Here is a 13072-nt window from a genome sequence, read left to right as displayed (position 1 = left end):
AACCTGAAGGTGATCAAATTGAAAGCGTTGTTCGCATTGATACTAAGCGGGCTGTGCAACGTGGCCATGGCTGCCGGCGTTGAGCAACAGGTCGACCCGCTGCCGGTTGAACAGTACAGCTATGGCCAGCACCTCGATATCGCTCGCGTCATTTCCATGAGCGAAGTGCCGGATGTTTGCCAAGTAGTGCCTGCTCGCATGACGTACGAAGACTCCCAAGGCAAAGAGCATGTGCTTGAGTACCGCGTGATGGGCAATGGTTGCTCGAATAATTGAGCCCGGCCTTCGTAGCGCAACAGCACTCACTATGAGGACTGAAGTTGATGGACCTGATATTTCGAAGTGTACGCATTGACGATGCCCAGCCACTGGTAGATGTGGCTGTGCGAGCAGGCAAAATCGCCGAGATCGCGCAACACATCGACACCACGGCAGAGCACGAAGTGCAAGGCCACGGCAAAGTGCTTGTGGCCGGGTTTGTCGAAGGCCACCTGCACCTTGAAAAAGCTTACGTCATGCAGCGCAAAGCCAATCGCTCCGGCACCTTGAAGGAAGCGATAGCCGTCACTGCCGAACTGAAGCCCACACTGACCCGTGAAGATATCCGCGAACGTTCGATCCAGGTACTGCGCGCACTGGTGCAGGCCGGTACCACGCACGTGCGTGCCCACGCCGGATTCGACCCCGCCCAGGGCTTCACGGGGCTCGAAGTGGTGCTGGAGTTGCGCGAGCAGTTCCGCGAGGTGATCGACATCCAGGTCGTAGCCTTTCCGCAAGAAGGCATTCTCAAGCTGCCTGGCATGCAGGCCATGATGACCCAGGCAATGGAGATGGGGGCCGATGTGGTGGGCGGCATTCCCTACAACGACGAGTCACCGCTGGAGCACATTGATTTCGTCTTTGATTTGGCCAAGCGCTATGGCAAAGACATCGACTTGCACCAGGATTTCGCCGATGACGCCGAGCACATGACCATTGAATACGTGGCACGTCGAACCATTGCCGAAGGCTACCAGGGGCGGGTCTGCGTGGGGCATCTGACCAGCCTGGCCGCCGTCTCGCCTGCGCGACAGGCGCAGGTCATTGCGTTGCTACGCGAGGCCGACATCAGCGTGATGTGCCTGCCTGCCACCGACCTGCACCTGGGAGCCCGGGGTGACAGTCACAATGTAAGGCGCACCCTGACACCTGTACGTGCGCTGCGCGACGGCGGTGTGACGGTTTGCCTGGCCACCAACAACATCCGGAACGCCTTCACCCCGTATGGCACAGGCGACCTGCTGCACATTGCACAAATGGCCATTCCCGCGTGCCACTTGGGCGGCGCGGATGATCAAGCCACCGTGTTGTCGATGCTCACGACAAACCCTGCCAAAGCCTTGGGCTTGAAACACTACGGTTTGGCGGTGGGCAATGATGCCGACCTGGTGATGATGGATTGCCGTGCTGTGGCCGATGTCATTCTCGACCTGCCGACACGGCTTATGGTGCTCAAGCGCGGCAGGGTGGTGGCAACGGCTGAGCATCGTCGGTCAGTCGCATTTTGAGGCCATCGGGGAGATTCCTATCGCAGCCTCACCCTGCGTCTCCCAGGCCATTACGCGAAGCCTTTTCTATCCATCTCCGATACTGGCGAGTACGCACGGCCATGGAGAGCTGTTGCAGGATCAGCGCGCCCGCTGATCTTCGCCAGTTCACCTATCCTCGTAGCCCACTTGGAAAATGCTAGCGACCTTGAGTTGACTTTAAACCTGGAATCATCGGTCGGCCAAGCCACTGCGTATCACCTGTGCCCTGTCTGGCTCATATTACCTTCACCGCGCGGCCAATGAACTTCACTGGGCCCGTTGGTGCACCCGTGGGTGAGCCCCCCGCCTTCTCAAGGGTCAGCTCGAACAACTGGTTGGGCTCAAGCTCAGGCAAACGCCTCAACGGCACGCGGTACTGCTCGCCAGGTTTGACCAGCCCCAACGAAACAGGTGCGCGCCACTGCTCGCCCTTGGTCCAGAACTGCAAGGTCATGCCTTCGGGCACATCGTCCAGGCCAAGCGGGATCAGTTCGATCATGCTCGCATCGTTGGCTTGCACGACCCACCCCGGGGCCTGGCCCGACGGCGCTACCAGCACCACCATGTAGGTGGTCACAGGTGGCGCCTTGGTCAATAGCGCAAAGGCCAGCAGCAAGCTCGCCGCAAGCCCCGCAGCGCTCAGCCCCTGCCACAGTCCAAGGCGCTGCCAACCGGCAGTGCGTTGGCGCCTGGGCGGGTTGGCCTGCGCCAGGCTTCGCTCGATTCGGCCCCACAGGCGGCGGCTTGGCGTGACGGGCTCAACCCGCGTAGCCAGTTCGAGCAGGCGGGCCTCCCATGCGTCCACTGCGGCACGTACGGCCGGCTCCGACGCCAACCGCACCTGCATGGCAGCACGCTGTTCGCCGCTCAAGGTGCCCAGTACGTACTCGGCTGCAAGGTCGTCCAGCTGCTCGGCGCTGTCATCACCAGGGGTCGGCTTCATGTCATGCACTCTCGCAGGGCCTTCAGGCTTCGCTTGATCCATGCCTTCACAGTGCCCAGCGGCGCCCCCAGCAGGGTTGCGATTTCGGCATTGCTGCAACCGTCCACATACGCGTGCAGGATGCAGCGCCGGGGAGCGGGTTGCAGTCGCTCAAGGCAGCGATAGATTTTCGCCGAACCTGACCACAGTTGCAGGTCGTCCAATTCCGGGCTTGCAGTTGCGATCATGCCAGGCTCGTCCAGCTCGGTTTCCCAGCGGCTGTCTCGCACGCAGTTCAGCGCCAGGTGACGGGTGATGCTGTAGACCCAGCCCCGGGCAGACCCGCGCGATGGGTCATAGCTGGCTGCATGTGTCCAGATACGGACAAAGGCATCGTGAACGATATCCTCCGCGCTCGCCTGGTCGCGGGCAATGCGCCGCGCCACACCCAGTAAACGGCCCCCCTCCTGCTCATAGAGCGCCTGCAAGGCGTGGCGGTCTCCTTGAGCACAAGCAGCAAGACAGCCCTCGAAATCAAAGGGAAGCACAGGCGAATTCAAAATGGGGTCGTTCCTTCGTCATGAAACCTGGACGGTGCCCTGGCTTACCAGCTTGGGGCACCTCCAGCAGCGTAGATGATCAATCGCTGGTGTGCTGCTCAAGCCCTGATCATTTGGCTGACCAGAACACGTAGTCCGCCTGGTACTTGACGACCTGCTGCGCCCCTTTGCTCTGCGCTGTGCAGTCCATCGAAGGCGCTACTCCCCCGCGCGTCGCCACGCGCTGGATGTAACTGACCCCTTGCATTGCACCCTTGCCCTCGGCAGGGTTGGCCTTGACCAGTTGATACGGAATGTCCCCTTTGGCGGCCGGGGCTACGGCAAGCTGGGTACCGGTCACTTTCGAACCGTCCTTGGCCTGCCAGGTGGCCGGAGGACCAAAATAGTCACCCACAGGCTTGCCGCTACGATCGTTCAGGACCGCCTTGGGGCCGACGAAAACCCACTCCATCTGGCCTGGCGCACTGGCCTTGTCGCGGCATTCGTAGGTGATCTCACCGACACCGACGGTTTCCAGCATGATGGCGTGGCCGTCGGGAACCTTGATTGCGTCCGGGACGCCCGACTGGGCATGGGCGGCGCCAGATGCAAGTACGAGGCAGGCAGCGAGCAGGGAGAAAGCGGGCTTGATGATCATGGGGCGAACTCCGTAAGGGTCTGGGGTCAGGCAATCATCGACTGCCTGATAAGAACTACCCATCGGGTGCCGTTCTGGATGCACCGGCTGAAAAATAATTTTGCATGCTCGTTATCGATACCGTGCGGACACCGAAGCAGGTGTGCAGGCGTGCCACGGTCGACTGATCTCGCCGGGGCGGTTACGCTGGCGTTTTCCACCTGCACGGAAGCGCCAGTGAAAGAGGCATACCAAGGAAGCTGCTTGTGCGCAGCGGTCAGTTACCTGCTGCTTACCCCGCCAAAAGCTGTGAGCCACTGCCATTGCAGCCAATGCCGCAAAGGGCACGGGGCAGCATTCGCTTCATACGGCAGTGTTCCGCGCAGCATGCTGCGTATCCTTCGTGGCGCCACCAGTATCAAGACCTATGCGTCTTCGCCGAGGGTGATGCGGGAATTTTGCGTAGAGTGCGGCTCGACCTTGTTCTGGTCACGCTCCGAAGGTGAGTTTGCCGACTGGGTTTCGATAGCCCTGGGCACGCTTGATACGCCATTCCTGCCCAAGAAGCAGCAACACCTGCACGTTGATTCTGCTGCCCCTTGGTACGGGCCCTGCAGCTCAGCTCCTCAAAATCACTGACATTGCAAAGCATCCTGATAGCCCTATAATTGCGATCAATTCTTATCCGCACTTTATAATCAGGAAGATCCAGGTGCCCTACCCGCAGCCGCCCGCATCAGCCCGGCATGATGAGATGCATGCCCTGTACCGCGACCACAGCCAATGGCTGCAAGGCTGGATTCGCCGGCGCCTGGGTAATGCAGACCGGGCGGCCGATATTACCCAGGACACCTTTCTGCGTCTGATCAGCAGCGCGCTACGCCAGCCGTTGGCAGAGCCTCGCAGCTTTCTGGCCACCGTGGCGCGGCGGGTGATGATCGACCAGCTGCGCCGACGCAACCTTGAGCAAGCCTACCTGGAGTTCCTCGGCAGCCAGCCGGTACTCGAAGAGTGCTCGCCCGAGCAACGCCTGCTGATGCTGGAAACCTTGATGCAATTGAACGCCATGCTCGACGGGCTGGGCCAGAAAGTGCGCGATACCTTTCTGTACGTGCAACTGGATGGCCTGACCTACCCAGAGGTCGCACAGCGCCTCGGTGTGTCTGTCAGCTCGGTGACGAAGTACATGGCCAAGGCCACCGAACGTTGCCTGCTGTTCGCTTTCGATGCGCAACTGTGAGCCCCTCCGACCAGCGCCAGGCCCTGCGCGAAGCGGCACACTGGCATGCGCGCTTTCTCGCCGCACCTGACTGCCCGCAAAACCGGGCACAGTGGCAAGCCTGGCTTGAGCAGTCACCCTTGCACGGTTGGGCCTGGGGGCGCCTGGAGCAGTTGCAGGCAGGCCTGGCCGGCGTGCATGGCCCGCTGGCAAGGCACACCCTTGCCGCAGGCCAGATCGGGACGGGACGGCGTACGGTGCTCAAGACGCTGGTACTGGGTATGGGGCTGGCTGGGGTAGCCTGGACGGGCTACCGCAACGCCCCTGTCTGGTTGGCCGATGTGCGTACGGCGACCGGCGAACGCCGCAGCCTGACCCTGCAGGACGGCACACGGCTGACGCTCAATACCGCCTCTGTCGTCGATATCCGCTATAGCACAGAGCAACGCCTGATCGTCCTGGTCGAGGGAGAAATCGCCATACGCACTGCCAGCGACCCGCGTCCGCTGCGCGTGCGCACGGTGCATGGCGAGATGCATGCCCTGGGCACTGATTTTACCGTGCGCCTGCGTGCCGACTGCACCGAGCTGTCCGTTATCGAACACGCCGTTGCGGTGCGCAACGCTGCGAGCGCCCGCGAGGTGCGGGTTGACGCAGGGATGGCCCTGGCCTTCGACAACGGCCCGCTGCCCGAGCCACGCCCAGCCGACCTGGCTCGCACCGCGTGGCGCGAGGGGCAGCTGGTGCTCGACGGCTGGCCGCTGCGCCGCGCCTTGGCCGAACTGCAGCGCTACCGCCCCGGCGTGCTGAGTTGCAGTGACGACGTGGCCGGGCTGCGCCTGGCTGGGGTGTATCCACTGGACGACACCGACCGCGCCCTGGTGGCGATCGCCGAGGCGCTACAACTGAAGATCAGCACCTGGACGCGCTACTGGGTCAGGCTGATGCCTGCCACGTAATGGCGTCGGGTGAAAATATTATCAGCCGCATTGTCGGATTGGCCTCTCTCGTTCGAGCTCTCCTGCAAACCGCCCAAACAGGCATTTGAAGGAGCTGTCATGCCTATAACAACAAGCTGCCCATACCCGCGCCGAAAACACCTCACGTCCCTGCTGCTTGGCAGCGCCATCGCACTGCATACCGGGCTGCTGGCCCCGCTGCTGTCGACGAGCGCCCAGGCCCAAGCGCAACAGGCCAGCCGCGTCTACGATATCGCCCCAGGGCCGTTGATGACGACTTTGAACCGCTTCGCCCGCGAGGCCGGGGTGCTGCTGTCGTTCGATGCGGCGCTGACCCAGGGTCGGCAGAGCAGCGGGCTGCACGGCCGCTTCAATATCGAACAGGGGTTTGCCCTACTGCTGGCCGGTAGTGGGCTGCAGGCCCAGCGGGTGGACAACGACTATGTGCTGGTGAGCCAGGTTGATGCTGGTTCGGCACTGCAACTGGGCGCAACCAGCATCACGGGTGAAGGTTTGGGCCTGACCACCGAGGGAAGCGGCTCCTACACCACCGGCGAAACGGCCGCCGCCACACGCCTGAACCTGAGCCTGCGCAAAACCCCGCAGTCGATCAGCGTGGTCACCCGCCAACAGATGGACGACCAGAACCTGCAAAGTGTTTCCGAAGTGCTGAAGCAAACGCCCGGTGTCACGGTCAACCAGGAAAGCTCCGAAGCCTTTACCTTCTACTCGCGCGGTTTCAAGCTGGATAACTACCAGTTCGATGGCGTGCCCAGCCTGTCCTCCGACGGCGGCTCATTGCGCGACAACTACAGCATCGGCAACAGCCTGGTCTATGACCGGGTCGAAGTACTGAAGGGCGCAACCGGCCTGGTCAACGGCGCCGGCAACCCCTCTGGGGTCATCAACCTGGTGCGCAAGCGCCCCACTGCCGCACTGCAGGGCCGTATCGGCGCAGGTGCCGGGTCCTGGGACAAATACCAGGCCGACTTCGACCTTGCCGGCCCGTTGACCGACAACGGTAATGTCCGTGGCCGCATGGTCGCTGGCACCCAATCCCAGCACAGTTACGTCGAGTACCTGACCGGCGAGCAGAACACCTTCTATGGCGTGCTGGAAGCCGACCTCAGCGAGAACACCTTGTTCACGCTTGGCTACGACGTGCAGAAAAACTACGACAACGGCAGCACCACCGGCGCACTGCCCGCGTTCTTTCTCGATGGCCGTACGGTCAAGTTCGACCGTGACACCAACGCCGCCGACCGCTGGACCTGGCGCAATCAGGAAACCCAGCGCGCCTTTGCAGAACTTGCCCACACCTTCGATAACGACTGGGTACTCAAGGGCGTACTCAGCAGCCGTGATTACCGCTCGCGCGAGCTGATCTCGGGCATCAGCAGCGAGGCGATTCAGGCAGACGGCAGCATTTCTCATGGCTTTGTCGGCGGCAACATCGACCCCGAAACCGGCGCCGTGAACAACAACGGCACCGCGAGCAAATTCAACACCACCAGCAAGGAAAAAGGCGTGGACCTGTATGCTCGCGGCCCGTTCTCGCTGGGTGGGCGCGTGCATGAAGCCGTGTTCGGCTACAGCATCGCCCACACCAAATCAACCTCCAAGCGTGATGATGGTGTGACCAATGGCGTCATCGACGATGTATTCCAGTGGGACGGCTACGGCGATACCCCAACCAACTTCGAATGGTGGTCCACCTTCGATATCGAGGCGCGGCAGAAGGTGGGCTTTGCGGCAACCATCCTGAAACCTACCGACGCGCTGGCCGTTATCCTGGGGGCACGGATCGTCGACTACAAATGGGACATCGACACGATCAACGCCATCGGTCGCCGCCTCCCGGCCAGCGCCACCAACTCCAGCGAAATCGTGCCTTACGCTGGCGTCACCTACGACCTGGACCGGTACCACACCGTGTATGCCAGCTACACCGACGTGTTCAAACCCCAGGCGTATAGCCTCGGCGCGGACGGCAAGCCTATCGACCCACTTACCGGTGCAAGCTATGAAATCGGTATCAAAGGCGCCTACTTCGAAAACCGCCTGAATGCCAGCCTGGCCCTGTTCGAGCTGAAGCAGGACAACTTCGCTGTGCTCACCGGCGGCACCACGCCAAGTGGCGGCAGCGCCTACCGGGCGGCGCAAGGCGTCACCACCCGCGGCGTCGAGCTGGAAGTAAACGGCGAGCTGATGAAGGACCTGCAAGTGATGGCGGGCTACACCTTCGCCGAATCCCACGATGCTGATGACCAGCGCGTGGCAACCAACCAACCGCAGCATCTGCTCAAGCTGGCGACCAAGTACCGCCTGCAGGGCGATTGGCACAAGTTCACCGTGGGCGGCAATGCGTATTGGCAGAGTGCGACCTTCTTCAAGCCAAGCGATGAGGACTGGTACGCGATCGACGACCCGGCTGCCAAGTTTGAACAGAAGTCCTATGCGCTGGTGGGGTTGGTGGGTGGCTATGACTTTACCCGCAATCTGAAGGCAACCCTTAACGTCAACAACCTGTTCGACAAGCACTACTACAGTGGCATTGGCAACTACGGGACGGTTTTCTGGGGGGCGCCGCGTAACCTGATGGTCAATGTGAAGTACAGCTTCTAGGGAATTGCCTGGCACCTCACGAAGCCCCGGCGCCACCACGCCGGGGACAGGGTCTATCTAGCCAGCGCTGCTGGCGCCGGACGAACTGGGTATCGGCGGCGGGTCGGTAGGCAGTGCCGAGGTCGTGCGCCTTGGCCTGCCCGCTTGATGCGCCCTAGCGCAAGGACAACATCATTGTCAGCGGAGACAAATCGGGACACGGCGACGGTTCCGACACATATAGCTAACGTCTACACGCGTGTATTGGGCCTCAGACGGAACACTCGGCCTGTTTCCAGACGGATACCAAGCTCTCTTGGTAAACTAGCCGACACCCCGGGCAAACGCAGATCCTTTTTGTTGCCAGCATTTGCTAATGCCGCCCCTGCAATTTGCTGCTACGCCCTAAAATCCAGCATTCGGTACCGAAAACGTTGAACGATATGACCGCTAATACAGGCTCTAGCCCAACAACCACGCGCCCTGAGCCGTCACGCCGCTTCAGCGTTGCACCTATGATGGACTGGACAGACCGCCACTGCCGCTTCTTCCTGCGCCTGCTGTCCAAGCAAACCTTGCTCTACACCGAAATGGTCACCACCGGTGCCCTGCTGCACAACGACGCCCACCGTTTCCTGCGCCACGATGCCTCCGAGCACCCGCTGGCCCTGCAACTGGGCGGTAGCGTGCCCGCCGATTTGGCCGCCTGCGCACGCCTGGCCGAGGACGCGGGCTACGACGAGGTCAACCTCAATGTCGGCTGCCCGAGCGACCGGGTGCAGAACAACATGATCGGTGCCTGCCTGATGGCTCACCCGGCATTGGTGGCCGATTGCGTGAAAGCCATGCGTGATGCGGTGTCGACACCGGTGACGGTCAAGCACCGCATCGGCATCAATGGCCGCGACAGCTATGCCGAACTCTGCGACTTCGTCGGCCAGGTGCGCGAAGCCGGCTGCCGGAGTTTTACCGTGCATGCGCGCATCGCGATTCTGGAAGGACTGTCGCCGAAGGAGAACCGCGAGGTTCCGCCCCTGCGCTATGAAGTAGCAGCGCAGTTGAAGGCAGACTTCCCGGACCTGGAGATCGTGCTCAACGGCGGGATCAAGACCCTGGAAGAATGCCAGGCACACCTTGAAACCTTCGATGGCGTAATGCTCGGGCGTGAGGCGTATCACAACCCTTACCTGCTGGCCGAGGTGGACCAGCGGCTGTTTGGCAGCGATGCGCCGGTGGTCAGCCGTAGCGAAGTGCTGGCGCAATTGCGGCCCTATATTGTGGCGCACATGGAAAGTGGCGGCGCGATGCACCACGTTACCCGGCATATTCTGGGGCTGGCCCAAGGGTTCAAGGGGGCGCGGCGCTTCCGTCAGTTGCTGTCGGCAGACATTCACAAGGCGGCGCAGCCGCTGGCAGTGTTTGACCAGGCGGTGGAGTTGCTGCAAGGACGGTGATACTACCCATGCACGCGACACGGCCGTTGTAGGAGCGCCCTGTCGCGACACAAGGCCGCTCAGACGAGTATGTGGAACCTCAAGGCAGCCGGGCACTCGAATCTTCACCTTACGTACGGCCCTTCGTGGGCAAGCCCGCTTCTACAGGCCCTTGAGCGGCTGTCGGGGCTCGGGTAATGTCGAGTAAATGCACAGGACAGAGCACGCCCATGACTTCCAAGCTGGAACAACTGAAGCAGTTCACCACCGTGGTCGCCGACACCGGGGACCTGGATGCCATCACCCGCCTGAAGCCGGTCGATGCCACCACCAACCCGTCGCTGCTGCTCAAGGCTGCCGCCATCCCGGGCTACGCCGACCTGCTCAAGCAGGTGAAGGCCGATGCCAAGGGCGATGTCGACCTGGCCTGCGACAAGTTCGCGGTGGCCGTGGGCTCGGGCATTCTCAAGGTCATTCCCGGGCGTATCTCGACCGAGGTGGATGCACGCCTGTCGTTCGATGAGCCGGCGCTGCTGAACAAAGCCCGCCAGCTGATCGGCCTGTATGACGCAGCCGGGGTCTCCAAAGACCGCGTGCTGATCAAGCTGGCCTCCACCTGGGAAGGCATCCGCGCTGCCGAGCAGCTGGAGAAGGAAGGCATCCAGACCAACCTCACCCTGCTGTTCTCCTTCGCCCAGGCCCAGGCCTGTGCCGATGCCGGGGTGTTCCTGATTTCGCCGTTCGTGGGTCGTATCTACGACTGGTACAAAAAGAGCACCGGCACGGATTACGTGGGCGCCGAGGACCCTGGCGTGCAATCGGTGACGCGCATCTACAACTACTACAAGGCCAATGGTTACAACACCGTGGTGATGGGCGCCAGCTTCCGCAACCTCGGCCAGATCGAACAACTGGCCGGCTGCGACCGCCTGACCATCAGCCCCGAACTGCTGCAGCAACTGAGCGACGATCAGGGTGAACTGCCGCGGGTGCTCAAGCCGGGCAATGCCGGTGAGGCCAAGCAGCAGTTGAGTGAAAGCCAGTTCCGCTGGGCGATGAACGAAGATGCCATGGGCACCGAGAAGCTGGCCGAGGGTATTCGCCAATTTGCGCGGGACCAGGAGAAGCTGGAGAAGTTGATGGCTGAAAAAGCCTGATACATATCCGGTTTGCCTGATGGGCGGGAAGTGTTCAGCATTTTCCGCCCGTTTTTGTTTTGCCAAGCTTTAGTTGTGAATTGAATTCCAGGGCCTCTTCGCGGGTAAACCCGCTCCCACACGCATACCCACAGGCCTGAAATTGGCGCTGTACCTGTGGGAGCGGGTTTACCCGCGAAGGGGCCCGATAAGCCACCCGAGCTGTCGATGACCTCCTCTACCCCCTTGCCCCTCGTACTCGCCGGCCCGGTACTGCGCCGCCTGGAACCCCAGCGCCTGGCCATGTGGCTGGTCGCTACCCAACCGCTGCAACCCGAATTCATCCTCCCGGCAAGCGAGGCCACGGTGGATTGCCAGGTCGTCCCGGTCGGCCAGCACGCCTTCATCCACCTGCTGGATATCCACTTCGACAATGCCCTGCCCCGCAACCAGCAGCTCGACTATGACCTGCTGATCAATGGCCAGGGCATCGCTGGCTGGGGGCCGCATCTGCTCTACCCCGGCACCCAGCGCCCAAGCCTGGTGCTGCGCGATCGGCTCGACCACTTGCTGCACGGCTCCTGCCGCAAGCCCCACCACCCCGCCATCGATGGCCTGCTGTGCGCCGACCGCTTGCTGCAAGCCTGCAAGAAACCCGAAGATCGCCCGGCCGTGCTACTGATGACCGGCGACCAAGTGTACGCCGACGATGTTGCCGGCCCGATGCTGCGTGCTATCCATCGCCTGATCGAGCGCCTGGGCCTGTTCGACGAGCAACTGGATGGCGCAGTGGTGCCTGATAGCCAGGCGCTGTACCAGCACCCGGCCAGCTACTACCACCGCGCCGACCTGTTGCCGGCGCAGGAAACGAACGACACCCTGCGCGAGCGCTTTTTCGGCGGCAAGCGCAAGCCGATCTTTTCGTCCAGCAATGCCGACAACCACCTGGTGACGTTCGCCGAAGTCATGGCCATGTACCTGCTGGTCTGGTCACCCGTGCCTTGGCAGTGGGTGGACATGGCCCTGCCCGACGGGCTCAGCGACCAGCGCCAGGCGCGTTACCGGCAGGAGCTGCCGCTGATTCAGGCGTTTGCCGAGAACCTCGGCCAGGTGGCGCGGGTGATGGCCCACCTGCCCTGTCTGATGATCTTCGACGACCACGACATCACCGATGACTGGAACCTCTCGGCACAATGGGAAGAAACCGCCTACGGCCACCCGTTTTCACGGCGGATCATCGGCAATGCCCTGCTCGGCTACCTGCTGTGCCAAGCCTGGGGCAACGATCCGGACGGCTGCAAGCCACTGGTCAGGCAATGCCAGGCGTCGAACAGCCAAACCCGCGATGAACTGATCGGCGATCTGCTGCGCTTTCAGGGCTGGCAATTCAGCTTGCCAACAAACCCACCCTTGCTGGTGCTGGACACCCGTACCCGGCGCTGGCGCAGCGAAAGCAACCTGGCCAAGCCATCCGGCCTGCTCGACTGGGAAGCGCTTAGCGAACTGCAGCACGCGCTGCTCGACCACCCATCAGCAGTCATCGTCTCGCCTGCGCCGATTTTTGGCGTGAAGCTGATCGAGACCGTGCAGAAGGTGTTCAGCTGGCTGGGGTATCCGCTTTTGGTGGATGCCGAAAACTGGATGGCCCACCGCGGTGCGGCGCAGGTCATCCTCAACATCTTCCGCCACTCGCGTACGCCGGGCCACTACGTGGTGCTGTCCGGGGATGTGCACTACTCGTTTGTCTATGAAGTAATGATCCGCCACCGCCAGCGCAGCCCGCATTTGTGGCAGGTGACCAGCAGCGGAATCAAGAACGAGTTCCCCCGGCGCCTGCTCGACGTGCTCGACCGGCTCAACCGCTGGCTGTATGCGCCACGCTCGCCGCTGAACTGGTTTACCAAGCGTCGGGAGATGGAAGTAGTGCCACGTACGCCGAGCCACAGCAAGGCCGGGGAGCGGTTGTGGAACGGTGCGGGGTTGGGCCAGGTATTCTTTGATGAACAGGGGCGGCCGGCACGGGTGTATCAGCTGGATGCGGGTGGGGGTGAGGCT

Annotated in this window: 12 protein-coding genes; 9 read left to right on the top strand and 3 right to left on the bottom strand. The window is 62.0% G+C overall.

The annotated features are described in order from the left end of the window. Positions 1 to 18 precede the first annotated feature (18 nt). Together ACK1VC_RS20680 and ACK1VC_RS20675 are read left to right on the top strand one after the other, a co-directional pair. Positions 19 to 276, top strand: a complete 258-nt coding sequence (locus ACK1VC_RS20680) for a DUF2790 domain-containing protein (RefSeq protein ID WP_031311697.1) — start codon at positions 19 to 21, stop codon at positions 274 to 276. A 47-nt stretch (positions 277 to 323) separates the two neighbouring features. After that, a complete protein-coding gene (locus ACK1VC_RS20675; protein WP_191087439.1) occupies positions 324 to 1547 on the top strand; it encodes an amidohydrolase family protein in 1224 nt (407 codons plus the stop codon). Between the two features lie 256 nt (positions 1548 to 1803). On the opposite strand, the gene ACK1VC_RS20670 is transcribed toward ACK1VC_RS20675, so the two are convergent. The 3 genes from ACK1VC_RS20670 to ACK1VC_RS20660 all read right to left on the bottom strand — a co-directional run bounded on the left by ACK1VC_RS20670 (position 1804) and on the right by ACK1VC_RS20660 (position 3687). Next, positions 1804 to 2511 (bottom strand): anti-sigma factor, encoded by a 708-nt coding sequence (locus tag ACK1VC_RS20670; RefSeq protein ID WP_023047169.1) that lies wholly within the window; start codon positions 2509 to 2511, stop codon positions 1804 to 1806. Continuing rightward, positions 2508 to 3050, bottom strand: coding sequence for a sigma-70 family RNA polymerase sigma factor (locus ACK1VC_RS20665; protein ID WP_031311700.1), 543 nt, complete (start codon positions 3048 to 3050; stop codon positions 2508 to 2510). The genes ACK1VC_RS20670 and ACK1VC_RS20665 overlap by 4 nt, the downstream gene beginning before the upstream one ends. 109 nt (positions 3051 to 3159) lie before the next feature. Next, positions 3160 to 3687 (bottom strand): DUF3455 domain-containing protein, encoded by a 528-nt coding sequence (locus ACK1VC_RS20660; RefSeq protein WP_096425816.1) that lies wholly within the window; start codon positions 3685 to 3687, stop codon positions 3160 to 3162. A 216-nt stretch (positions 3688 to 3903) separates the two neighbouring features. On the opposite strand from ACK1VC_RS20660, the gene ACK1VC_RS20655 reads away from it, so the two are divergent. The 7 genes from ACK1VC_RS20655 to ACK1VC_RS20625 all read left to right on the top strand — a co-directional run. Beyond that, positions 3904 to 4305, top strand: a complete 402-nt coding sequence (locus tag ACK1VC_RS20655; RefSeq protein ID WP_082422023.1) for a GFA family protein — start codon at positions 3904 to 3906, stop codon at positions 4303 to 4305. A gap of 73 nt (positions 4306 to 4378) precedes the next feature. Further along, positions 4379 to 4906, top strand: coding sequence for a sigma-70 family RNA polymerase sigma factor (locus tag ACK1VC_RS20650; RefSeq protein WP_019472810.1), 528 nt, complete (start codon positions 4379 to 4381; stop codon positions 4904 to 4906). Beyond that, positions 4903 to 5844, top strand: a complete 942-nt coding sequence (locus tag ACK1VC_RS20645; RefSeq protein ID WP_191087438.1) for a FecR domain-containing protein — start codon at positions 4903 to 4905, stop codon at positions 5842 to 5844. The genes ACK1VC_RS20650 and ACK1VC_RS20645 overlap by 4 nt, the downstream gene beginning before the upstream one ends. Positions 5845 to 5943: 99 nt before the next feature. Then, positions 5944 to 8469 carry a TonB-dependent siderophore receptor gene (locus tag ACK1VC_RS20640; RefSeq protein ID WP_191087437.1) on the top strand — a complete coding sequence of 842 codons (2526 nt, stop codon included), beginning with the start codon at positions 5944 to 5946 and terminating at the stop codon, positions 8467 to 8469. Between the two features lie 422 nt (positions 8470 to 8891). Next, positions 8892 to 9902, top strand: coding sequence for a tRNA dihydrouridine(20/20a) synthase DusA (gene dusA / locus ACK1VC_RS20635; RefSeq protein WP_060518370.1), 1011 nt, complete (start codon positions 8892 to 8894; stop codon positions 9900 to 9902). Between the two features lie 209 nt (positions 9903 to 10111). Further along, positions 10112 to 11038, top strand: coding sequence for a transaldolase (gene tal / locus ACK1VC_RS20630; protein ID WP_023048541.1), 927 nt, complete (start codon positions 10112 to 10114; stop codon positions 11036 to 11038). Positions 11039 to 11245: 207 nt separating this feature from the next. Next, the coding region (locus tag ACK1VC_RS20625; protein WP_449118033.1) for an alkaline phosphatase D family protein at positions 11246 to 13072 on the top strand (1827 nt) is incomplete at its 3' end.

It is taken from the genome of Pseudomonas sp. XP2, assembly GCF_053557975.1.
Note: the sequence above shows the minus strand (reverse complement) of the source record. Positions and strands in the feature narration are given on the sequence as shown.

Excerpts from the sequence above, each read along its gene's own strand:
- ACK1VC_RS20640 (WP_191087437.1), top strand. The coding sequence starts at position 5,944 with ATGCCTATAACAACAAGCTGCCCATACCCGCGCCGAAAACACCTCACG.
- tal (WP_023048541.1), top strand. The coding sequence starts at position 10,112 with ATGACTTCCAAGCTGGAACAACTGAAGCAGTTCACCACCGTGGTCGCC.
- dusA (WP_060518370.1), top strand. The coding sequence starts at position 8,892 with ATGACCGCTAATACAGGCTCTAGCCCAACAACCACGCGCCCTGAGCCG.
- ACK1VC_RS20670 (WP_023047169.1), bottom strand. The coding sequence starts at position 2,511 with ATGAAGCCGACCCCTGGTGATGACAGCGCCGAGCAGCTGGACGACCTT.
- ACK1VC_RS20675 (WP_191087439.1), top strand. The coding sequence starts at position 324 with ATGGACCTGATATTTCGAAGTGTACGCATTGACGATGCCCAGCCACTG.
- ACK1VC_RS20660 (WP_096425816.1), bottom strand. The coding sequence starts at position 3,687 with ATGATCATCAAGCCCGCTTTCTCCCTGCTCGCTGCCTGCCTCGTACTT.